The following is a 21,298-nucleotide window of genomic DNA, read 5'->3' on the forward strand; positions in this document are numbered from 1 at the left end:
GGGCCCGCCGATAACGGTTTCGCGGCGTCACCGGCGCCCGGCGAGGACGGCGTTGAGGACCCCGCCGGCGAGGACGATGGCGCTCCCGAAGAACAGCCACGTCACGAACAGCACGACGGCACCGAGCAGGCCAGAGACCGTGCGCGACCCGACGGCGAGGTAGAGGTCGAAGGCGATGCGGAGCAGTTCCCATCCGCCGGCGGCGAGGACGGTGCCGGGGAGCACCTCGGTCACGGCGAGGTCCGCGTCGGGGAGCGTGTAGTACAGCGGCCAGAGGAGGACGGCGACGACGACCACCCGCACCAGCGCTCCCGCCGGGCCGGTCGCGGTCGCGCCCGTGGCGTCGGCGAGGAGGCGGGCGCCGAGGATGACGGCGACGGCCCCGCCGACGCCCAGCATCGCGAGGATGCCGCTGGAGAACCGACCGCCGACCGAGGACTCCGTCCGGTACACCCGGGCGAGTGCGGCGTCGAGCCCCCGGAACAGTCGGAGGACGCCCCAGACGAGGACGACGGCGCTCCCGAGCGAGGCCTGCCACCGACCGGCCGCGCCCGTGACGGCGTCCCGGAGCAACCGCGTGCCCGCCGGGGAGAGTGTCTCGCCCGCCGCGGTGACGAGCGCATCCGCGACCGCCTCGCCCCAGACGGCGGTCACGGCGACCGTCGCGAGGACGGTGGCGGGGACCAGCGCGACCAGTCCGTAGTACGCGAGCGCCGCCGCCGTCAGGCCGAAGTCCATCTCCCGACCGACGGCGACGACCCGGCGTCCCGTCTCACGGAGCGTCGCCGGCCGGTCGGTGGCGTCCATACGCCGTTCGGTGGCCGTCGGCGGTTAGCTATTGCCAGCATACCGGCGGGGGACCGATTAACGACGAGATTACCGCTCATTATCAGCCCGGTAACAATGTTCGGCCGGGTCCGTACGTTCGGTATGGCCAGTTCTATCGCCACGGTACCGCTCCAGTTCAGTGGCGAGTTCTTAGAGTACGCGCTCGTCTTCTTCGTCCTCGCAGTCGTGGCCGGACTGGCCGGGTTCCGTGGTATCGCCGGCCTGAGCATGAGCATCGCGAAGCTACTCGTCGTCATCTTCCTCGTGCTCATGGTGGTCTCGCTCGTCCTGTGAGCGACCGGTAACCGAACCAACACCTATACGCCTGCGAGGGCTACGCTCGGTATGGACCGGTGGGTCGACCCGGACGAGACGGACCCGCGGACGTGGCGGGGCAGCGGACCGCACGACGACCTCCGCCGGGGCGAGGAGATAGGGACCGTGCTCCAGCGGGCGGCGCGGACCCCGCTCCCGTACCAGTACGAGGAGGACCGCTACTACGCCGAGGACGTCGCCGAGACGTTCCGGAGCCGCCAGTTCACGAACGCCCGGGTCATCTACAACTGCGGCGTCGACACCGAGCGCCGCGTCAAGATGCTCACCAGAGGGCTGTTCTGGGGCGGGGGCGAGGACCACCAGCGGTTCAAAGCCCAGTACCGCCGGTCGCCGCCGCCGACCGACAGCGTCCCGTTCGACGAGTACACCGTCTGGACCCGGTACCAGTACGGCCACATCGAGCGCACGGACGACGGCGTGAGCTTCACGCCGGACGAGCGTGCACCGGAAGAGCGGCTCGACACCCTCGCGTGGGCCGAGCTCTACGAACCGGTGCGGCAGCGGCTCGTCGAACTCGAACTCGTGCGGAACCCGCCGTTCGCGAGGTACCGGTTGCGGGAACTGGACGAGTGGGACGACTACCGGACGCAGTTCCGGTACGACGACGACGCGTTCGCCATGGGGCCGTGACGTTTCTGAATCCTTTTATTCGTGTGACGACTCCTGTCGTGTATGACCGAGCAGGACGCCGCCGAGGAGGAGACCCCGTCGAGCGAGGACGCTCCCGAGGACGTCGAGGTGGAAGCGGCCCCCGACGACGTCGACGCCGACGACATCGACCTCGACGACGTGACCGGGACGGACGAACCGGTCGACGAGGACCTGGTCGACCGCGTCGCCGAGTCCGACCCCGAGGACGTCGCCCGGGAACTCGCGGCGCTCCGGACCCGTACCGAGAGCCTGGAAGGGCAGGTCGACGACCTCGAGGCGGAGGCCGAGGAACTCGAAGACAAGCTCAAGCGCAAGCAGGCGGAGTTCCAGAACTACAAGAAGCGGATGGACAAGCGCCGCGAGGAGGAGAAACAGCGCGCGACCGAGGACCTCGTCACGCGGATACTCGACGTCCGGGACAACCTCGAACGCGCCCTTCAGCAGGACGAGGACGCCGAGATCCGGAGCGGCGTCGAGTCGACGCTGCGCCAGCTGGACGACGTCCTCGCGGCGGAGAACGTCGAGGTCATCGACCCCGAACCCGGCGAGGACGTCGACCCGACCCAGCATCAGGTGCTGGCCCGCGTCGAGAGCGAGGAGGCCGGTGGCTCCATCGCCGACGTGCACCGCCCCGGCTACGAGATGGCCGAGAAGGTACTCCGAGAGGCCCAGGTCACCGTCAGCGAGGAGTAGCGGGGGCGAGGACCGAACGGTAGTGCGGGAGCCGCCCCGCCGAGAGTGGTCGCTCCAGAGGGCGGCGAACGGTCGGATTGCGGTACTTCATATATTCTCCGGTCGTCGCCGTCGAGAGTGTCGAAAACCGCCGGGAGGCGGCCACTCGTCGCGGTTCACGAGTCGACCCATCTAGCAACTTTTAACCGGCCGAGTCCGCTATCAGCGGGTAAGATGGCGAGCAACAAGATTCTGGGTATCGACCTCGGGACCACGAACAGCGCGTTCGCGGTCATGGAAGGTGGCGACCCCGAAATCATCGTCAACGGCGAAGGCGAACGGACGACACCCTCCGTCGTCGCGTTCGACGACGGGGAGCGCCTCGTCGGCAAGCCGGCGAAGAACCAGGCGGTCAAGAACCCCGACGAGACGATACAGTCCATCAAGCGGCACATGGGCGAGGACGACTACTCGGTGACCCTCGACGGCGAGGAGTACACGCCCGAGCAGGTCTCGGCGATGATCCTCCAGAAGATCAAGCACGACGCCGAGGAGTACCTCGGCGACGAGGTGGAGAAGGCCGTCATCACCGTCCCGGCGTACTTCAACGACCGCCAGCGACAGGCGACGAAGGACGCCGGCGAGATCGCCGGCTTCGAGGTCGAGCGCATCGTCAACGAGCCGACCGCGGCCGCGATGGCCTACGGCCTCGACGACGAGTCCGACCAGACCGTCCTCGTCTACGACCTCGGCGGGGGCACGTTCGACGTCTCCATCCTCGACCTGGGCGGCGGCGTCTACGAGGTCGTCGCGACCAACGGGGACAACGACCTCGGCGGCGACGACTGGGACCACGCCATCATCGACCACCTGGCCGACGAGTTCGAGGCCGAGCACGGCATCGACCTGCGCGACGACCGGCAGGCCCTCCAGCGGCTGACCGAGGCCGCCGAGGAGGCCAAAGTCGAACTCTCCTCGCGCAAGGAGACCCGCATCAACCTCCCGTTCATCGCGACGACCGACGACGGCCCCCTCGACCTCGAACAGAAGCTCACCCGCGCGACGTTCGAGTCCCTGACCGAGGACCTCATCGAGCGCACCGTCGGCCCGACGGAGCAGGCCCTCTCGGACGCGGGCTACGACAAGTCCGACATCGACGAGGTCATCCTCGTCGGCGGGTCCACCCGGATGCCGCAGGTCCAGGAGAAGGTCGCCGAGATGACCGGCCAGGAGCCGAAGAAGAACGTCAACCCCGACGAGGCCGTCGCACTGGGTGCAGCCATCCAGGGTGGCGTCCTCTCCGGCGACGTCGACGACATCGTCCTGCTGGACGTGACGCCGCTCTCGCTGGGCGTCGAGGTCAAGGGGGGCCTCTTCGAGCGACTCATCGACAAGAACACCACGATTCCCACGGAGGAATCGAAGATATTCACCACGGCTCAGGCCAACCAGACGCAGGTCCAGATCCGCGTCTTCCAGGGCGAGCGTGAGATAGCCGAGGAGAACGAACTGCTCGGCGCGTTCACACTCTCTGGCATCCCGCCGGCCCCCGCCGGAACGCCCCAGATAGAGGTGTCGTTCAACATCGACGAGAACGGCATCGTCAACGTCGAGGCCGAGGACAAGGGCTCCGGTAACAAGGAGGACATCACCATCGAGGGCGGCGCTGGCCTCTCCGACGAGCAGATAGAGCAGATGCAGGAGGAGGCCGAACAGCACGCCGAGGAGGACGAACAGCGCCGCGAGCGCATCGAGGCCCGTAACGAGGCCGAGGCGTCCATCCGCCGCGCCGAGACCCTCCTCGAGGAGAACGAGGAGGAGCTCGACGACGACCTCACCTCGGACATCGAGGCCAAGATCGAGGACGTCGAGGAGGTCCTCGAGGACGAGGACGCCACCAAGGAGGACTACGAGCAGGTGACCGAAGAGCTCTCCGAGGCCCTGCAGGAGATCGGCAAGCAGATGTACGACGGACAGGCCCAGCAGGCCGCCGGCGGTGCCGGTGGTGCCGCGGGCGCCGGACCGGGTGGCATGGGCGGCGCCGGCCCCGGTGGCGCCGCAGGCGGCGCCGCGGGCGGTGCGGCCGGACAGGGCGAGGAGTACGTCGACGCCGACTTCGAGGACGTCGACGACGAAGATGAGGACTGAACACCGCGTCGTCTGCCGATAGACGCGTTCGTTTTTCGATGCTCTCGGACCGTAGCCGCGCTACTCCTCGCGGTGAATCGACTCGCCGCGGAACAGGCGATGGGCGATAGTGAACGTCTGCTCCCGTTCGCGTCGCGTCGGGAAGTGGGCGGCGAGGTATCGGGCGGTCGCAATCAGCGGGAGACGTCGTTCGGCGTCGGTCTCAGCGAAGGCCGCCTGTCGGAACGCGGCCTCGACGTTCTGGAGTTCGTGGAAGCCGGCGTCCTCGCGGAGCAGTCCCTCGCCGAGGGTCTGTTTCAGCGCGTCGACGTCGCCGCCCGCGTCGAAGTGTTCGGCGACCAGTTCGCCCGCCTCGTTCACGCGGCCCTGTTCGTCGAACGTCGCCAGCAGGTCGTCGCGAACCGTCTCGGGGTCGCGGTCGGACTCGCCGGCGTCCGGTATCGGCGCGGGCGGGGTGTTGAGGAAGCGGTCCAGGTAGACCGACATCGCGCCGTCGAAACAGGGCTTGTAGGCCTCGAGAGCGTCGGTGCGGGCGGCCAGCGCGTGGGCGGCGTTGGCGTAGCTGAACGTGTGGTGGACCGTGTTCCAGTCGCCGAACTCGTTGCTGGTGGCGAACTGGGCGACGCGGCGGGTGGCCGCCAGCGCGACGGCGCGGGTCACCTGTTCGGCCGTCGCGCCCTCGCGGATGGCGGTCCGGAGCGCGTCGAGCACGGTCTCGGGGTCGTCGGCGAGCAGCGTCTCGACGAAGTCGTCGGGTCGGTCCCACTCGCGGCCCTCGCCCGCGGCCACGAGGTCTGGGAGGGCGTCGTGGGCGTCGAAACACAGGGCCGCCACGTCTATCGGCTGGCGCCACTGGGAGAGCTCCTCGCTCCTGCTGGCGTCGGTGAACTGGTCGACGAGCGAGGCGAGGACGTCCTCGGCGTTCCCCCACCCGACGTGGTCGAGCGTCTCGACGGCCTTGTTCACGAAGTCGAGCGTGTGGCTCGCGTTCATGTAGAGGTGGTCCGTCGCCGCGGCCAGCAGGACCTCGACCACCTCGTCGGGCGGGAGGACGGCGGCCGCGGTGCGGAGGCAGCGCTCGGCGCCGTCGCCGTCACGGACCTCGCAGGTCTCGCGGAACCACGACTTCAGGCGGGCCTTCGAGAGGGCGTCGTTGCTGAGTTCGTACTGGTCGAAGCGCGGCGGTTCGCCCGAGCAGTCGTCGGCGACTTCGGTGACGCCGACGTACATCGCCCGCAGTTTCTCGTCGTGGGCCACGTCGTCGTAGAGGTTCGCCATCGCACCGAGCGTCGTCAGACCGCGGCCCCACCCCATCGAGCGGTACGTCGTCCCGAAGTCCACGGCGGTCTCCAGCGGCGTCGAGAAGCCCTCGCCGAGGTCGTCCAAGTTGATGATGGCCTTCGCCGCGACGAGGTCGATGTCCTCCTGCATCGCGTCGGCCAGTCGGTTCCGCCAGTGGGTCTCGGGCGGCACGTCCGGTTCGGGGTCGGGGTCGACGTACACGTCGCCGTCGCGTATCTCGACGGGGAACGTCTGGACGTCGTCGGCCCACGGGTCCAGCGTGTCACCGCGGGCCAGCTCGAAGCGCGCGTGGTGCCAGTGGCAGGTCAACAGGCCGTCGTCGACGGTCCCCTGCGAGAGGGGAAACCCCATGTGCGGACAGCGGTTGTCGACGGCGTAGACGGTGTCCTCGTGGTGGAAGAGGGCGATGGACCGCCCGCCGACCCGCGCCACCTGCGGCGCGTTCTCGGCGAGGTGGTCAAGGGGGAACAGTTCGCGGTAGGCGTCCTCGGTAGCCATGTGTGAACGGTCGACACAGACGAGTGTAAAGATTCGCCGAAACGACTTCGAGTTGGGTTCCCGACAGTTATCCGGTCCCGTTCCCGACCGTGACCGTCCCCAGCGTCGCCGTCCGTTCGTTCGGGGCACCGACGAGTCGACCCGTCCAGACGACGGCGACGGTGTCGCCCGCGTCGAGGTAGAAGCCGACCGACCCGTCGCCGTCGAGGTAGTCGCCGTCGCCGTCGCCGTCGACGCGCGGGTCGTCGACGGTGAAGGCGTCACCCGCGGTGACGGGGAACTCGGCCTCCTCGTCTGCCCACGTGAGGGCCGTCGTCGCGTTGCGGTCTACGTCCGTGACGACGACGGCGAGTCGGGTCGTGCTCGTGGCCGTCAGCCGGTCCCCGCCCGCGTGTGACACCGTGACCGCCCCGGCCTCGGCGTCGTAGGTGCCCTGCACGTCGACGCTGGGAGTCGCCGTCCGCAGGTCGGCGCCGGGGCCGGCGACGAGCGCCGCCAGCCCCGCCACGGCCAGCGCCGCCAGTAGCCAGACGGCGACGCGTTCGACGGTCACGACTCCGCGCGAGTCCGACCGGGGAGTCCCCCTCATTGGTGCAACCCTCCAGCGGCACGGAGATAAGCGCCCCGGTCACGCGTCGGTAGCGACCGGTACCAGACCCGTTCCGTTGAAGTGGCTGAATCCAGTATCCACGCACAACGAATGAGTCAGGATTTCTACGAGATACTGGGCGTCTCGCGGGACGCCTCCGAGGACGAGATACAGGAGGCGTATCGCGAGAAGGCCCGGGAGTTCCACCCGGACGTGAGCGACGACCCGAACGCCGAGGAGAAGTTCAAGAAGGCGAAGAAGGCCAAGGAGGTGCTCACCGACGAGGAGAAGCGCCAGATGTACGACCAGATGGGCCACGAGCGCTTCGAACAGGCCGAGAAGCGCGGCGGCGCCGGGGGCGGTGCCGGCGGCCGCGGCGGGATGGGCGGCGACCCGTTCGGCGGCGGCGCCGGCGGGTTCGACATGCAGGACATCTTCGACCAGTTCTTCGGCGGCGGCGGTCGCCGCGGTGGCGGCAACCGCCCGCGGCAGGGCCAGGACCTCCAGACGCGTCTGGAGATAGACCTCGAAGACGCGTACGACGGCGTCACGAAGCAGCTGACCGTCACGCGCCCGGAGACCTGCGACGACTGCGACGGCAAGGGACACCCGCCGGGCGCCGACTCACAGACCTGTCCGGAGTGCAACGGGCAGGGCCAGACCACGCGGGTCCAGCAGACCCCGATGGGGCGGGTCCAGCAGACCGCCACCTGTCGCCGCTGTGAGGGCGAGGGGACGCTGTACGACGAGACCTGTTCGACCTGCGGCGGGAACGGCACCGTCCAGAACGAGGCCACACTGGAGGTGGAGGTCCCGCCGGGCGTCGAGGACGGCCAGAGCCTCCGGATGGAGCGCGAGGGCGCACCGGGCGAACGGGGCGGCCCCAACGGCGACCTCCTCATCCAGTTGTCGGTCCGGGACCACCCGGACTTCGAGCGCGAGGGCGACGACCTCTCGCACCAGCACCCGATATCGTTCCCGCAGGCCGTCTTCGGCGACACGGTCAGCGTGCCCACGCTGGACGGCGACGTCGAGATGGACGTCCCCTCCGGCACCCAGAGCGGCGAGGTGTTCCGGCTGGAGGGCAAGGGGATGCCGCGTCTCCGCCGCCGGGGGAACGGCGACCTCTACGTGCAGGTGCAGGTCGTCACGCCCGACAGCCTCAACGACGAGCAGCGCGAGGCCCTCGAGCAGTTCGCCGAGGCCGGCGGCGAGGAGGTCGACGTCGAGGAGGGCTTCTTCGAGAAACTGAAGAACTCGCTGTAACCGACGGCTCGACGACCCCGCTCGGAGCGAGTTCCGTCTGGCTTTTGTCCGCTGACGCCCAACAGAGGGACATGCAGGTACTCGGCGACCTCGTCGCAGACGGCCGCGGGCGTGAGGGCTCCCTGTTCACCGCACCGGAGCGAACGGCGCCGTACAGCTATCGGGACTTCTGTACGAACGTCTGGAAGGGCGGAAACCTGATGCGTCACTACGGCGTCCGGCACGGGACCCGGGTGGCCGTCGTCGCCGGCCCGAAGAACCCCGTCGACGGCGACGAACCGGGGTCGCTCGGGGACGCCCCCGACCCACTGCTGGCCGTCCTCGCGGCGACGCTCGACGGCGCTGTCGTCGACGTGGACCCGCCGGGCGCGGTGGACGCGACGGCGCTCGTCGCCCCGGCGGCGTGGCTCGACCGCTACGAGCTCGGGCCGGGGACGAAGGCGCTGGCCTACGGCGGGCCGAGCGACGACCCGACCGTCGCCCAGTTCGAGCGCGAACTGTGGAGCGAGAACCCGCTCCAGCCACCGGGCGAGGTCGGCCCCGACGACCCCGCGCTGGCCGGCGACCGGACCTACACGCACGGCGACCTGCTGGCGGCGAGCGAGCGAGTCGTCGCGGACCACGACCTCGATGGCGACACCGAGGTGGCGCTGCGGGCGCCGGTCACGTCCGCGGGCGCGCTCGTGGCCGGCCTGCTCGCGCCGATGCGGGCGGGCGCGACGGTGCTCTTAGGCGGCGAGGGCGACGTGGCCGTCGCGCCCGAGGGGACGACCGTCCCCGAGGAACGGGTGATACGGCCGACCGACGCGGTGTGAGACGCGAGTCGCCGCCGGAACCGTGGGGAGAGGCCGAACCAGGCGGCTCTCCGTGCGCCCCCGGACCGTCCGGTTCCAGGCCACTCCCTGTCGGTCCGGTCCCCCGATGACTCCGATTTCTTAACGGTTTTGTCCGTTCGCCCGTAAGAGCGGGTATGGAATTCGACTTCGCGCGCTCCGTTGGCCCCCTCGTCGTGATTGTCGCCGTCGCGGCGGTCATGCTCACGAACGTGATGGCCCCCTCGACAGTGTTCATGATGGTCCTCCCCTCGATGATCGTCTTCTCGGTCGTCGCGTTCCTCTTCGGGATGAAGTACGGCGAGTTCCGCGCCGGCGCGTAAGACGGGGAGAAATTCTGAGGACCGACCGGAACCGGTCTGTCCCGTTCCTCGACACGGTGGCCGATACAGTTCCTCGGCTACTCGGTCGGGCGAGCGAAGTCCGCGAGCGTCACCAGCAGTCCCAGCAGCCAGCCGACGGGGAACGAGATTGCGACCCACATCACCACGTACGCCGAGCCCTCGAGCTCGAAGGTCCGGGAGAACAGCTCGGCGAGGCCGACGGGGGCCAGCGCGTTGTCGAGGAGCCACTGCGCGAGGGCGGTGCTGTTGGGGAGGACGACGGCGGCGAGCGTCTTCGAGAACAGCGCCGCGACGACGGGCGGGAGGAAGATGGCGGTCATCGCGAACGGGTAGGCCAGCGCGACGGTCGTCCCGCGGCCGCCGAGGGCGCGGGTCCCGACCGCCAGCGCCGCGGAGACGGTGGCGACGGCGCCCGCGAGGCCGATGGCGAGGACGCCGCCGGCGACCAGGTCCAGTTCGAAGCGCGCGAGCGCGGTGAGGCCGCCCCACACCAGGACCGAGAGGAGGACGACCCCGACGAGGCCCAGTCGCGTCGCCGTGCCGTCGATGCGACGGGTCTGGAACCGGACGAACGCGCCGAGCAACACGAGCGGGTAGACCAGGCCGATGACCGGGACGCCGACGGCCGACCAGAGCCGGTACAGCAGCATCCCGAACTGCGAGTCCGGCGTCCACGTGCCCAGTACGGTGTCGCCCGCGTTGCGCTGGCGCGGGTAAACTATCTCCATCCACGTCTCGTGTAACCGCCTGAGGTCGACGCGTATCCCACTGACGACCCCGTCGCTCCCGGTAGCCATACCCGCCAGTTTACCCCTCCCACCGTTAAAGGTTTCAGGCCGAGACGGCCGTCCTGACAGCGCAGCGATAGGGTTGCGGCCGAACTCGCGTCAGTCCCAGGCGTCCGGACCGAAGTCGGGGTCGACGCGGCGGTCGGTCCGCTCGATGTCGTCGATGCGGGCCACCTCCTCGTCCGAGAGGTCGAGGGTGATGCTCGACAGGTTGTCGACGATGTGGTCGCGACCGGTCGCCTTCGGGATGGCCGTGACGCCCTTCTCGCGGAGCCACGCGAGGCTGACCTGTGCGGCGCTGACGCCGTGGTCGTCGGCGATTCCGGTGAGCACGTCGCTCTCGAACACCTCGCCGCGGGCCAGCGGCGAGTAGGCGACGAGCTCGTAGTCGTTCTCGGCGGCGTGGGCGCGTAGCTCCTCCTGCGGGAGGAACGGGTGCATCTCGACCTGGTTGGCGAACACCGGCGCGTCGAGCACGTCCATCGCCTCCTCGACGTGGTGGGGTTCGAAGTTCGAGACGCCCACGTTGCGAATCGACCCCTGGTCGTACAGTTCGTCGAACGCGGCCAGCGTCTCCTCGGCGTCGTACTCGCCGCTGGGCCAGTGGACGTACAGGAGGTCGACGGCGTCGACGGCGAGGTCGTCGAGGCTGTCGGCGACGCTGTCGAGGACGTCGTCGTGCGCGAGGTTCGAGGTCCACACCTTCGTCGCGAGGAAGACGTCCTCGCGGTCGACGTCGGCCGCGGCGATGCCGTCGCCGACGGCGTCCTCGTTGCCGTAGGCCTGTGCGGTGTCGACGTGCCGGTAGCCGGCCTCCAGCGCCGTCTGGACGCTCGTCGCACACTCCGCGGGGTCGTCGTTCTGCCACGTTCCGAGGCCGAGCATCGGCATCCCGCTCGCGCGCGGGACGCTATCGGCGTTCGGGTCTTGTCGAGACATGTACCGGACCCAGGTGCCTGCGCCCGAAAGGGATTGGGAAAGCGGCCACGGGGGCCGATTGGAAACCGACATATTGACGACGGGGACCACCCAAAGCCCGAGTATGACAGACGGTAGTGCGGACGTGTCTCGCCGGGCGTTCATGCGGACCGCCGCAGGGGCCACCGCGGCCTCCGCCGCCGCGGGGACCGCTGCTGCACAGGAGAGCGGCGGAAACAACACGAGCGACGGCGGCGGAGGTGGCGGCAGCGCCGGCCCGCCGGACTACGGGAGCTGGTTCAGCGGCGTCGGGAACTTCGACGGTGAGACCGTCGACGCGACCGGACAGGACGAGGTGACCGTCACCGTCGGTGCCGACGGCAACGGCGGCGCGTTCGCCTTCGACCCGCCCGCGGTCCACGTCGACAACGGCGCCACGGTCAAGTTCGAGTGGACCGGCAACGGCGGCGGTCACAACGTCAAGTCCGACGGTGACGGCCCCCTCGACTCCGGGTCGGCGGTCGCCTCCTCCGGCGTCAACTACGAACACACCTTCGAGAACGACGGCATCTTCAAGTACGTCTGTGTCCCCCACGAGGGGCTCGGCATGAAGGGTGCCATCGTCGTCGGCACCGACTACCCGACCTCGGGCGGCGGTGGCGGCGGGGGCGGCGGGGGCGGTGGCTCCCCCGAGGTCCCGGGCAGCGCGAAGACGCTCGGCGTCGCCACGTCGTTCGTGATGGTCGCGACGCTGGGGCTCGCGTACTTCTTCATGCGGTACGGCGGCGACTACGAGACCCCCGACGTGGAGTGACAGACGGGTACTAGAGACTCAGACCGAGTCCGGTCCGGTGTGTATCTCCAGGTCGACGTCGCGACGCTGTCCTTCGATGTCCGCGACGACCCGCTCGACGATCCGCGTCGCCTCCTTGCGGATCAGCGGCTTGACCTTCTCGACGACCCAGTCCAGCGAGACGAGTCTCGGCAGGTCGACGGCGTTCGACGACGCCGAGTCGGGGTCGAACTCGATGTGGAGGACGACCCGCGAGGCGACGTCGACGCCGTCGGGCGCGGGCACCTCCTCGACCTGCCAGTACCCGTCGGCGTCGATGTCCTTGACGATGCGCCAGTCGATGCGTTCGGGTTCGTCGACGCCGGTCACCTCCGAGCGCGCGGTGTAGGTGAGCTTCCACCACGAGAACACGAGGTCGTAGTTGGTCCCCGGCGTCCCGTCACCGTCCTGCGTGACCCGGTCGATGTACTCCGAGTAGCGCGCGTACCCCGGAAAGTCGAGCAGGAACTCGTACATCTCCTCGGGGGGTGCGTACACGACCGTGCTGACCTCGACTTCGTCCACACGCGCAATGCGGTGGGGTCCGGAGGTAAACTTTCGGGCGTGACCGCCGAACGCGGCCGATAATGTTGCCGGAAGATTTCTGGTACGCATGAGACAGAAGGAGAAATATTATTATCCTGTATGCGATAGGGGAGAGCACATGAGTGCATCCGACGTCCAACACGTCGACGACGAGGACGACGACGCGGTCGGGTGGGAGGCCGTCAGAGACCTGCCGCCGAGCGCGAAACTCGTCGCGAAGGTGCTGGAGTACAACGAGACGCTCACCCAGAGCCAACTCGCCGACGAGACGTTGCTGCCGCCCCGTACCGTCCGGTACGCGCTGAACCGTCTCGAAGAGGTCGGCGTCGTCGACTCCCGGTTCTCCTTCGCGGACGCGCGAAAGCGCATCTACACGCTCAGCATCGAGTGAGCACGCCCGCGGTGGGTCGCTGAGCGTTCCCCAGCGACCGGTGTGGGCTGGCCGTCGTCCGCCAGCGGGGCAACGTTGATTAGTTCCCCGACAGAGACCTTGCACATGAAAGTCGTCCTGATTGGTGTGGGACAGGCCGGTGGGAAGGTCACACAGTCCCTCGCAGAATTCGACTACGACATGGGGTTCGACGCCGTCCGCGGCGCGCTCGCGGTGAACACGGCCCGACCGGACCTCCAGAACCTCGACATCGACACGGCCCTCATCGGCCAGGACCGGGTGAAGGGCCACGGTGTCGGTGGCGACAACGAACTGGGCGCTCAGATAATGCAGGAGAACGCGACGGAGGTGCTCGACAACCTCGACGGCCGCATCACCACCGAGGCGGAGGCTGTCGTCGTCGTCGCCGGCCTCGGCGGCGGGACCGGCTCGGGGGGCGCGCCGATGCTGGCCCGCGAACTGAAGCGCATCTACGAGATGCCCGTCTACGTCCTCGGCATCCTCCCGGGCAAGGACGAAGGCGGTCTCTACCAGGCCAACGCCGGTCGCTCGCTCAAGACGGCCGCCCGCGAGGCCGACTCCCTCCTGCTCGTCGACAACGACGCGTGGCGCGGGAGCGGCGACAGCGTCGCCGAGGGGTACGAGCGCATCAACGACGCCATCTCCCAGCGGGTCGGCCTCCTGCTCGCCTCCGGTGAGGCCGTCGAGGGCGTCGGCGAGAGCGTCGTCGACTCCTCGGAGATAATTAACACGCTCCGGGGCGGCGGCATCTCCTCCATCGGCTACGCCAGCGCACAGGCCAGCGAGGACCCCGGCGAGAACGTCAACACCATCACGAGCGTCACCCGCAACGCCCTCCTGACGAGCATGAGCCTCCCCAACGCCGTCGAAGCCGAGTCCGCACTGCTGGTCGTCGCGGGCGACCCGGAACGCCTCTCCCGGAAGGGCGTCGAACGCGCCCGCCGCTGGGTCGAGGACCAGACCGGCAGCATGGAGGTCCGTGGCGGTGACTTCCCGCTCGGGTCCGACAAGATAGCCGCGCTGGTCGTCCTCTCGGGCGTCGAGCGCTCCGGCCGCATCGACGAGTTCATGCAGAAGGCAAACGAGGCCGCGAAGTCACAGGGCGAGCGTGTCGACCCCGACGAGTTCGACAACGAGGACCTGGACAGCCTCCTCTAGAGCGGGTTCTCAGCGAGCCGGTCCAGACCAGCGACGTCCGGCCCGCGGACGGAGAGCGTCTCAGACCAGACTGCTGCCGTCGAACTCCGTCCGGTCGTAGTCGTGCTCCAGCAGGTCCAGGATCGTCGGCGCGATGTCGTAGAGGTCGGCGTCGTCGATGCGCGCGTCGGCGTCGTCGACGAGGAGCGTCGCGTTGTCGAACGAGTGCATCCCGTTACGCGGGCCGACGTCGAAGACCTCCTCGCTCCCCTTGAACCCGGCCTTGAGGTCGAAGCCGTGGTTCGGGACGACGACGAGGTCCGGTGCGATGTCGTCGTGGTCGCCGCGGAACGCGTCCTCGCGGGTGACCACGCGGTCGGCGACCTTCTTGCCGTTCGGTCCCTCGAGAGCCTCGATTTTCTCCTTGAGGTCGGCCCGGACCGACTCGTACTCCTCCTCCGGGACGCCACCGTTCGGTTCGCGGCCGTCTAAGTTGATGTAGAACCGACCCGGGATGAGCGAGTAGGCCTGAGCGTCCTCGCCGATGTCGCCGAGTTCGGAGTGGTCGTCGGTCTCGTACTCCAGCCACCCCTCCTGTTCGAGCCACTCGTTGAAGTGGACCTCGTACTCAAGCGTGGTGAAGCCGTGGTCGGAGGCGACGACCATCGTCACGTCGTCGGCGAGCTGCTCGCGGAGCCGCCCGAGGTACTCGTCGACCTTCCTGTAGAAGTCGAAGAACTCCTGCTGGTACTCGCCGTCCTGCTCGTAGTGCTTGAACAGGAAGTGGTTGACCCGGTCCGTGGTCATGAACACGCCGAAGAAGAGGTCCCAGTCGTCCTGCTGGACGTAGTGCGAGAACGTCTCGTAGCGCTTCTCCAGCGTCTCGTGGGCGTCCTCGACGAACTCCGTCTTGTCCTCGTCGTGGCCCAGCTTGGCGTTGACGTCGATGCGGTAGTTCGTCTCCTCGAGCCGGTCACGGAGTTCGTCCGGGTAGGCGGCCTTGTCGACGCCGGGCGAGAGGAAGCCGGAGACCATCCGCTGGACGTTGCGCTGGGGCGGGAACGTCACCGGGACGTTCAGCACCGTCGCGTCGCGGCCATCGTCGGTCACCCGGTCCCAGAGGCGCGTGGCCTGTACGTCCCGACCCATGGGGACGTACGTGTCGTAGGAGCCGACTTCGCGGTCCTGGAAGCCGTAGACGCCGGTCTCGCCGGGGTTGACCCCCGTCGTCAGGGCGGGCCAGCAGGCGCTCGACTCGGGCGGCACGATGCTGTCGATGGGGCCGCCGCTGCCCTCCGTCTTGAGTTCGGTGAGGTTCGGGAACACGTCCGGATGCTCGTCGATGAGGCTGTACGGCACGCCGTCGATGCCGAAGAAGGCGACGCGGGGGGCGTCGTCACCTTTCAGACGGTCGAATAGACCCATGCCCGTCGTTAGACCGGTCGGGGACAAGAAGCTTCTTTTCGTGGCTCTGTCACTGACACCGGCAAGACGCTCGTCGCCGCCGCCGACCCGCCTACCGCTCGGCGTTCTCCGGGACAACCGTCAGGTGTGCGATTCCCGGCGTCGTCGGGTCCTCTCGCTCCGGTCCGCCTGCGGGGTCGGCCAGCGTCGTCTCGGACTGGTCGGTTGCCATCGTGTCCGTACCACCGGCCGCCACGCTGAAAAGATTACCCATGCTCATACATAATCGGCAACGCCTGCCGATATTATCTGCGGACATACCTCGCGTCTCGCGAGCGGGTGCAGCGGCTGACGTGGACGGCGACGCGACCGGCGAGAAGCTGGCGTCGGGCGAGGTCAGTTGAAGTGCTCGTCGTAGAGGTCCTGAGCGTGCTTGATGGCGTCCATCGCGGCCTGTTTGTCCTCCCATCCCAGCGTCTCGACTTCCTTGCCCTCTTCGAGGTTCTTGTACGTCGCGAAGAACTCGTCTATCTCGTCGAGTTGCTGCTGGGGGATGTCGTCGAGGTCCTCGATGTGGTCGTAGCGCGGGTCCTCGGTGGGGACGGCGATGACCTTGTCGTCCTGTTCGCCGTCGTCGTCCATCTTCATCAGGGCGACGGGACGGGCCTCGATGATACAGCCCGGGAACGTCTGGTCCTCGACGAGGACGAGGACGTCGAAGGGGTCCTCGTCGTCGTAGTACGACTGCGGGATGAAGCCGTAGTCGGAGGGGTAGTGGACGTTGGAGTGGAGCACGCGGTCGAGGACGACGCCGGGGACGTCCTTGTCGTACTCGTACTTGTTGCGCTCGCCCTTGAGGCACTCGACGACGGCGTAGATCTCTTCGGGCGGGTTCGGTCCGGTCTCGAGGTCTTCCCAGAGGTTCGTCATCACCCGCGACTGCGCGGCGGCGTCAAAAGTTACTTTCGTAATCGTCCCGGAGCGAGGGAGCGCGCCGGAGTCCGGTGGTGGTCGGGCCACAGTGGCGTCGGGGCCGTCCGGCGTGCTTCGGAAGGCGCAAAGTATTTATCCAGTACTCTTGCACGATTATCTAACAGGCGCCAGCGTCCGGTTCAGTCACACCCTACGCGCCGACGACCGGACCCGTTTCGGCCGTACAGCCACAACACATACCGTGTTTTCGATAGTTGTTGCTACGTGAGATATGGGTCCCCGTCGTCCGGTCGTAATCGTCCGTACGTCGAAGTTAACAAGTGTTAAATAGCTTGATGACATTTAGCTAACCATGTCAGAGGCACAATCCATCAAGGGCAGCCCCGGCGTTGCAAAGGACCTGACCGCGTTCCAACAGAACATCCTCGTCATCCTCGCAGAGGAGCCGCGATACGGTCTCGCTATCAAGCGGGAACTCGAGGAGTACTACAGCGACGAGGTCAACCACGGCCGTCTGTACCCCAACCTCGACGACCTCGTCGAGATGGGGCTGGTCGAGAAGAGCGAGCTGGACAAGCGTACCAACCAGTACTCGCTGACCGACGACGGCAAGGACGCCGTCCTCGACCAGCTCGGCTGGGAGTTCTCGAAGTTCGTCACCGGTGAGGACCGCGCCGACGAACTCCGCGACCTCGTCGACGCGCAGGAATAGACGGCTTACCGCTCCGGTACCCGTCCACCGGCTTTTTCGACGGTCAGACGAACGGACTCTTCGAGGAGCGCCCGCTGTTCGTCTGTCGGCCAGACGTTCCGCGGGAAGTACTCCTCGCGGAACTCACGCAGTTCGTCGGGCGTCGCGTCGGCGATAGGCTTCGCGTAGTGGTTCCCCATGAAGTCGGCGAGCGCGTCGGCCGTCGCGCCGTGAGCCTCCCCGTGGTCGGCGCGAACCGCCTCGACGACGGCCCGGTTGGCCTCGTCGACGGTGTCCCACTCGTCCGGGTCCTCGGGCCCGGACAGTCGGATTTCGACGCCGCGGTCGGTGTCCTCGACGCGGTCGGGTCGGATGACGCCGTCCTCGACCCACTCGGCGGGGTGACAGACGAGCACCTCGCCGGTGTCCTCCTCTCGAATCCGCGACGTGTACCCGTGGTCGTCGAGGAGCGACTCGCGTTCGGCCCGGTAGGCCGCCGCTTCGTCCTCGTCGACCGCGTCGCGGGCGAGTTCGGTGAGTCGTTCCACCTCGTCGACCGTCTCGCTTGGCAGGTCAGTCATCGAGTGCGTCGTTGGCTAGTTTGTCCGCGCGGTCGTTTATCTCTCGCGGAACGTGCTCGATGTCCCACTCGTCGAACTGCGCGAGCAGTTCGCGGACCCGGACGCGTTGCTCGCGGAGGTCCGGGTCGTTCGTGTTCCACTCGCCGCGGACCTGCTTGACGATGAGCTCCGAGTCCCCGCGGACGTGCACCTCGTCGAACCCGAAGTCGGCGGCGACCTCGAGGACCTTGACGAGCGCTGCGTACTCGGCCTGGTTGTTGGTCGCGCGGCCGATGGTCTCGCCGCCCTCGGCGACGATACCGCTGTCGTCGACCAGCACGTACCCGACCGACGCCGGGCCGGGGTTGCCGCGACACGCGCCGTCGAAGTAGGCGTGCACCCGTCCCCCGTCCCCGCCACGCAGGAGTGCCTCCAGTCTGGCCGTGTCCTCGCCCTGCACGACGACCTTCCCCTCGTAGGCGACCGCGGTGGCGCCGCCGTACTCCGCCCGCCAGCGCTCGTGGTCGGTGTTGCCCGCCTCGATACTGACGCCAGCGTCGGCTAACTGCGCTCGGGCGACACTCTCGTCGCACTCTATGACCGGCATCGTTCGAGAAGCGCCCGGGAGCCGCAAAAACCGTTGTGGTCCGCCCTAGTTGCCGGACCGCTTCGCGATGCGCTGGGCGCCGGTCTCCCGGCCCTCCTCGCCCAGCACGTAGCGCTCGGCCAGCGAGGCCACCGCGCTCGCCGTGACGACCAGCCCCAGCAGGAGCATCAGCGTCAGGAACGGGTCGACGGGGTACAGGAGTATCGGCGACACCGTCAGCAACAGCCCGGCGACGAGCGCCCCCACGGCGGCCGCCGGTGCGGCCTGTTTCGTCGACGCCGCGCGGTACGCGGAGTGACCGACGGTGAGTGCGGCGATCTCGCCGAGCAGGAGGTTCCCGAGCGCCTGCGTGTGCGGCACCGGGAACACCGAGGGCAGCAGGATGATCGCTATCGCCGCGACGGTGCCGACCACGCCGAGCCACTTCGTGACGTTGATCATGATTTATATCACCTGTTGTTACTGAGTCCAGGTACGTAATACTTGTTCACGCAGGTCCGTCGGGGACAGGTTCATGCCCGACAGGATCGAACCGTGGGTAGATGCAGCTCGACGAGTTCATCGAGGGGTTCGAACGCGACGCGGCCGCGGAGAAGCGCCGCCTCGCCGAGGAGAAGTCCTACGCCATCACCGACCATCTCGAGGACGTCGAGCGGCAGTTCGAGGAGACGGTGCAGGGCGACGCCCTGTTCGGCTCGACTGCCCCCGAGATATTCGTCGGTCGGTCGGGCTACCCGAACGTCTCGACGGGCCTGCTCTCGCCCGTCGACCGCGACGCCGCCGCCGAGGGGTTCGCCACCAGTAGCGAGTGGTACGAGGCCGGCCTCGGCATCGAGGACGTCCTCCAGCGACGGACGGGGATGCTCAACTCGACCCGACCGACCGCCGTCGACGCCGTGAGTACGGGGGGTCGCCGCGGGAGCGACGCGGGTGGTGCCTACGACGTCTGGAACGGGTTCGTCGGCGTCCAGCGCGAGGTCGCCATCGCCGACCACCCGGTCGACGTCGAGGTCGGCCTCGACGGGACGCCGGAACTGGACGTGCAGTTCGACGACGTGGGGACACCGACCGGGCCGCGGGCCCACGCGACCGGCGCCGACCTCGCGGAGAACCCCCACATCCCCAGACCGGTCGAGAAGACCCTCTCGGACGACGACTGGCAGGCCGAAGGGGCGATGACGTACCTCTACCGGCGGGGCTTCGACGTCTACGACATCAACACCATCCTCTCGGCCGGGGCGCTGGGACAAGCCAGCGAGCGGTCGCTCGTGCCGACCAGGTGGTCCATCACCGCCGTCGACGACACCGTCGGCCAGTACCTCCGCGGGACGACGCGCAACAGCGACACCATCGACAAGCCCGAGGTGTGGTACAACGAGTACATGGGGAACCGCTACTGGGTCCTGCTGGCGCCCGGCCGCTGGGAGTTCGAACTGGTCGAGATGAAGGCGCCCGAAAGCGTCTGGAACCCCCGGCCGGGCACGGGCTACTACATGTCCAGCGCGCACGAGGGGTACGAGGGAAGGACGGGGTACGTCGAGGAGACGGCCGGTGCGTACTACGCCGCCCGGTTGGGCGTCCTCGAGCACCTGCAGGAGCGCGGGCGACAGGCGAAGTGTCTCGTCCTGCGGGAGATCACCGACGACTACTGGGCGCCCGTCGGCGTCTGGCAGGTCCGCGAGGGGGTCCGCAACGCGTTCGACGGCGAACCCGGCGTGGGCCAGTCGTTCCGCGAGACGCTCTCGGCGGTGAGCGACCAGCTCCCGGTGAGCACGGGTGCGCTCCGCCGGAAGTCCGAACTGGTCGCCGGCCTCCAGTCACAGCTCTCGGACTTCTGAGGGGCGGCGTCCCAACGGTTAAGCCGCGCTCGTCGGTACGGTGACGTATGCGCCCTCCCCTCCTCCTGTTTCCCGGCCTGCCCGGCGGGATAGAACTGCTCGTCCTGTTCGTGATGATGCTGTTCCTCGTCGTCCCGCTCGCCCTCGTCGTCGTCGCGTACCTGTTCGGAAAGCGACGCGGTCGGGCCGAGATGGCCGACGGCGACGGGACCGAGCGTGTCGAGTAGGAGACAGTGAGTCGGCGACTCACGGCCGCTGTGGCCCGAATCGACTGGTTTAACCGTCCGAATCCGTGAGTTCCGGTGTGTCCCCTCAGCCCGCAGACACCGCCCCGGCAGAGGAGCTGACGAGTCAGGCCTACCACATCACCGTCGACGACGGCCGCGACTCGTTCTGTGCGCTCAGCATCGAGTCGCCCGACGTCGAGACGGCGTGGCTCATCTCCGACACGGTCCGCTCGCTCGAGAACATGCGATAGCGTCGCAAAAGCGGTTTGAGCCCACCCGTGTTACCCCCAGCCATGTATCTGCTACTGCAGGGGCCGGACCCCGGCGGGTTGGTCGTCGTCCTCCTCCTGCTGCTGGCGATGGTGGTGCCGGTCCTCGTCGTCCTCGGTATCGCCCTCTATCTCACTCGCGACCAGTGGGACGACCGGAAGGACGTGGTCGGGACGCCCGCGGACCCGACGGTGGACGCGGACGAGACGTCCCCAGAAGACCAGCGCGCCGACGACGAGTCGGCGTAGTCACTCGGTCGGGACCGGACCGGTGCCGACGACCTCTCGCACCGCGGCCTCGAACTCGTGGCGGTCGGCGAAGTACGGTTCGTCGACGTCCGCCATGACCTCGGCCAGTTCCTGCGGCCCGTCGGGCGTCCTGATGGTGGTGTCGCCCTCGCGGTCGACGACCGTACTGTGTTCGATGCCCCACGTGAGCCGTGCGGTGACGCGGGCCAGCGGTGCCCCCTCTACGTCGGGACCCGAACCGAGTTCGACGGCCGGCGCCTCCTCCTCGCTGTCGTCGTCGCTCATACCCGAACTGTTCCCGCCGGCCCGATTAGTGCTTTCGGAATGTGAGCGGCCCGCTGGCGGCGCCTCCGCGCGTCGCTCGCGCGCACGTCATGCGCCCGTCTGACGGGTAGTTTTGGGGAACGCCGTCCTAGAGGC

27 protein-coding genes are annotated in these 21,298 nt (G+C 68.3%); 15 read left to right on the forward strand and 12 right to left on the reverse strand.

Annotated elements, in window-relative coordinates; translation table 11 throughout:
• Window positions 1-27: 27 nt before the first annotated feature.
• Window positions 28-807, reverse strand: coding sequence for a YihY/virulence factor BrkB family protein (locus ACV7GQ_RS10850; RefSeq protein WP_470310259.1), 780 nt, complete (start codon window positions 805-807; stop codon window positions 28-30).
• A gap of 123 nt (window positions 808-930) precedes the next feature.
• Here ACV7GQ_RS10850 and ACV7GQ_RS10855 point away from each other — a divergent pair, with 123 nt between their 5' ends.
• From ACV7GQ_RS10855 to dnaK, 4 genes are all read left to right on the forward strand, one after another.
• On the forward strand, window positions 931-1,122 hold the full coding sequence (locus ACV7GQ_RS10855; protein ID WP_470310260.1) for a DUF1328 domain-containing protein: 192 nt from the start codon (window positions 931-933) through the stop codon (window positions 1,120-1,122).
• Window positions 1,123-1,173: 51 nt separating this feature from the next.
• Window positions 1,174-1,794: a hypothetical protein gene (locus ACV7GQ_RS10860; RefSeq protein WP_470310261.1), complete on the forward strand. Its 621-nt coding sequence runs from the start codon at window positions 1,174-1,176 to the stop codon at window positions 1,792-1,794.
• A 42-nt stretch (window positions 1,795-1,836) separates the two neighbouring features.
• Entirely contained in the window at window positions 1,837-2,508 is a 672-nt protein-coding gene (locus tag ACV7GQ_RS10865; protein ID WP_470310262.1) for a nucleotide exchange factor GrpE, read from the forward strand.
• Between the two features lie 213 nt (window positions 2,509-2,721).
• Complete coding sequence (gene dnaK, locus ACV7GQ_RS10870) at window positions 2,722-4,635, forward strand: molecular chaperone DnaK (RefSeq protein WP_470310263.1); 1,914 nt, start codon at window positions 2,722-2,724, stop codon at window positions 4,633-4,635.
• A gap of 60 nt (window positions 4,636-4,695) precedes the next feature.
• Here the strand turns inward: dnaK and ACV7GQ_RS10875 are convergent, their stop codons facing one another.
• Window positions 4,696-6,435, reverse strand: a complete 1,740-nt coding sequence (locus ACV7GQ_RS10875) for a Rieske (2Fe-2S) protein (RefSeq protein ID WP_470310264.1) — start codon at window positions 6,433-6,435, stop codon at window positions 4,696-4,698.
• Between the two features lie 67 nt (window positions 6,436-6,502).
• Window positions 6,503-7,024: a hypothetical protein gene (locus ACV7GQ_RS10880; protein WP_470310265.1), complete on the reverse strand. Its 522-nt coding sequence runs from the start codon at window positions 7,022-7,024 to the stop codon at window positions 6,503-6,505.
• Window positions 7,025-7,135: 111 nt separating this feature from the next.
• On the opposite strand from ACV7GQ_RS10880, the gene dnaJ reads away from it, so the two are divergent.
• The 3 genes from dnaJ (at window position 7,136) to ACV7GQ_RS10895 (ending at window position 9,446) form a co-directional block, all read left to right on the forward strand.
• Window positions 7,136-8,290, forward strand: a complete 1,155-nt coding sequence (gene dnaJ / locus ACV7GQ_RS10885; protein ID WP_470310266.1) for a molecular chaperone DnaJ — start codon at window positions 7,136-7,138, stop codon at window positions 8,288-8,290.
• Between the two features lie 71 nt (window positions 8,291-8,361).
• A complete protein-coding gene (locus ACV7GQ_RS10890) occupies window positions 8,362-9,105 on the forward strand; it encodes a hypothetical protein (RefSeq protein ID WP_470310267.1) in 744 nt (247 codons plus the stop codon).
• 155 nt (window positions 9,106-9,260) lie between these two features.
• Window positions 9,261-9,446, forward strand: coding sequence for a DUF7333 family protein (locus tag ACV7GQ_RS10895; RefSeq protein WP_470310268.1), 186 nt, complete (start codon window positions 9,261-9,263; stop codon window positions 9,444-9,446).
• Between the two features lie 77 nt (window positions 9,447-9,523).
• On the opposite strand, the gene ACV7GQ_RS10900 is transcribed toward ACV7GQ_RS10895, so the two are convergent.
• Both ACV7GQ_RS10900 and ACV7GQ_RS10905 read right to left on the reverse strand, forming a co-directional pair.
• Complete coding sequence (locus ACV7GQ_RS10900; RefSeq protein ID WP_470310269.1) at window positions 9,524-10,264, reverse strand: hypothetical protein; 741 nt, start codon at window positions 10,262-10,264, stop codon at window positions 9,524-9,526.
• Between the two features lie 90 nt (window positions 10,265-10,354).
• Window positions 10,355-11,146 carry an aldo/keto reductase gene (locus tag ACV7GQ_RS10905; protein ID WP_470313157.1) on the reverse strand — a complete coding sequence of 264 codons (792 nt, stop codon included), beginning with the start codon at window positions 11,144-11,146 and terminating at the stop codon, window positions 10,355-10,357.
• A 151-nt stretch (window positions 11,147-11,297) separates the two neighbouring features.
• Here ACV7GQ_RS10905 and ACV7GQ_RS10910 point away from each other — a divergent pair, with 151 nt between their 5' ends.
• Window positions 11,298-11,987, forward strand: a complete 690-nt coding sequence (locus ACV7GQ_RS10910; protein WP_470310270.1) for a halocyanin domain-containing protein — start codon at window positions 11,298-11,300, stop codon at window positions 11,985-11,987.
• Between the two features lie 18 nt (window positions 11,988-12,005).
• On the opposite strand, the gene ACV7GQ_RS10915 is transcribed toward ACV7GQ_RS10910, so the two are convergent.
• Complete coding sequence (locus ACV7GQ_RS10915) at window positions 12,006-12,530, reverse strand: type II toxin-antitoxin system RatA family toxin (RefSeq protein ID WP_470310271.1); 525 nt, start codon at window positions 12,528-12,530, stop codon at window positions 12,006-12,008.
• A gap of 139 nt (window positions 12,531-12,669) precedes the next feature.
• Here ACV7GQ_RS10915 and ACV7GQ_RS10920 point away from each other — a divergent pair, with 139 nt between their 5' ends.
• The gene (locus ACV7GQ_RS10920; RefSeq protein ID WP_470310272.1) at window positions 12,670-12,942 is read left to right on the forward strand and encodes a MarR family transcriptional regulator; all 273 of its coding nucleotides are present in this window, start codon (window positions 12,670-12,672) and stop codon (window positions 12,940-12,942) included.
• A 105-nt stretch (window positions 12,943-13,047) separates the two neighbouring features.
• Window positions 13,048-14,121 carry a tubulin/FtsZ family protein gene (locus ACV7GQ_RS10925; RefSeq protein WP_470310273.1) on the forward strand — a complete coding sequence of 358 codons (1,074 nt, stop codon included), beginning with the start codon at window positions 13,048-13,050 and terminating at the stop codon, window positions 14,119-14,121.
• 60 nt (window positions 14,122-14,181) lie between these two features.
• On the opposite strand, the gene ACV7GQ_RS10930 is transcribed toward ACV7GQ_RS10925, so the two are convergent.
• Window positions 14,182-15,525, reverse strand: coding sequence for an alkaline phosphatase family protein (locus ACV7GQ_RS10930; protein ID WP_470310274.1), 1,344 nt, complete (start codon window positions 15,523-15,525; stop codon window positions 14,182-14,184).
• Window positions 15,526-15,900: 375 nt separating this feature from the next.
• The gene (locus ACV7GQ_RS10935) at window positions 15,901-16,434 is read right to left on the reverse strand and encodes an inorganic diphosphatase (RefSeq protein WP_470313158.1); all 534 of its coding nucleotides are present in this window, start codon (window positions 16,432-16,434) and stop codon (window positions 15,901-15,903) included.
• Window positions 16,435-16,789: 355 nt separating this feature from the next.
• Between ACV7GQ_RS10935 and ACV7GQ_RS10940 the strand changes: the two genes are divergently transcribed.
• Entirely contained in the window at window positions 16,790-17,149 is a 360-nt protein-coding gene (locus ACV7GQ_RS10940) for a PadR family transcriptional regulator (RefSeq protein WP_470310275.1), read from the forward strand.
• Window positions 17,150-17,154: 5 nt separating this feature from the next.
• Here ACV7GQ_RS10940 and ACV7GQ_RS10945 read toward each other — a convergent pair whose 3' ends face one another.
• From ACV7GQ_RS10945 to ACV7GQ_RS10955, 3 genes are read right to left on the reverse strand one after another with little or no spacing between them, the layout of a single operon-like run.
• The gene (locus ACV7GQ_RS10945; RefSeq protein ID WP_470310276.1) at window positions 17,155-17,709 is read right to left on the reverse strand and encodes a DUF7108 family protein; all 555 of its coding nucleotides are present in this window, start codon (window positions 17,707-17,709) and stop codon (window positions 17,155-17,157) included.
• Window positions 17,702-18,295 carry a ribonuclease HI gene (gene rnhA, locus ACV7GQ_RS10950; protein ID WP_470310277.1) on the reverse strand — a complete coding sequence of 198 codons (594 nt, stop codon included), beginning with the start codon at window positions 18,293-18,295 and terminating at the stop codon, window positions 17,702-17,704. Before rnhA ends, ACV7GQ_RS10945 begins: the two co-directional genes overlap by 8 nt.
• 45 nt (window positions 18,296-18,340) lie before the next feature.
• Window positions 18,341-18,736 (reverse strand): hypothetical protein, encoded by a 396-nt coding sequence (locus tag ACV7GQ_RS10955; protein ID WP_470310278.1) that lies wholly within the window; start codon window positions 18,734-18,736, stop codon window positions 18,341-18,343.
• A gap of 101 nt (window positions 18,737-18,837) precedes the next feature.
• Between ACV7GQ_RS10955 and nreA the strand changes: the two genes are divergently transcribed.
• The 4 genes from nreA (at window position 18,838) to ACV7GQ_RS10975 (ending at window position 20,878) form a co-directional block, all read left to right on the forward strand.
• On the forward strand, window positions 18,838-20,133 hold the full coding sequence (nreA, locus tag ACV7GQ_RS10960) for a DNA repair protein NreA (protein WP_470310279.1): 1,296 nt from the start codon (window positions 18,838-18,840) through the stop codon (window positions 20,131-20,133).
• Between the two features lie 47 nt (window positions 20,134-20,180).
• Window positions 20,181-20,360 (forward strand): hypothetical protein, encoded by a 180-nt coding sequence (locus tag ACV7GQ_RS10965; RefSeq protein ID WP_470310280.1) that lies wholly within the window; start codon window positions 20,181-20,183, stop codon window positions 20,358-20,360.
• 77 nt (window positions 20,361-20,437) lie between these two features.
• Window positions 20,438-20,611: a hypothetical protein gene (locus tag ACV7GQ_RS10970; RefSeq protein ID WP_470310281.1), complete on the forward strand. Its 174-nt coding sequence runs from the start codon at window positions 20,438-20,440 to the stop codon at window positions 20,609-20,611.
• Between the two features lie 42 nt (window positions 20,612-20,653).
• Window positions 20,654-20,878, forward strand: coding sequence for a hypothetical protein (locus ACV7GQ_RS10975; protein ID WP_470310282.1), 225 nt, complete (start codon window positions 20,654-20,656; stop codon window positions 20,876-20,878).
• On the opposite strand, the gene ACV7GQ_RS10980 is transcribed toward ACV7GQ_RS10975, so the two are convergent.
• Window positions 20,879-21,163: a DUF5789 family protein gene (locus tag ACV7GQ_RS10980; protein ID WP_470310283.1), complete on the reverse strand. Its 285-nt coding sequence runs from the start codon at window positions 21,161-21,163 to the stop codon at window positions 20,879-20,881. It lies immediately after the preceding gene.
• Window positions 21,164-21,298 lie beyond the last annotated feature (135 nt).

The sequence above is a fragment of the Haloarcula sp. MBLA0163 genome (genome assembly GCF_055632435.1).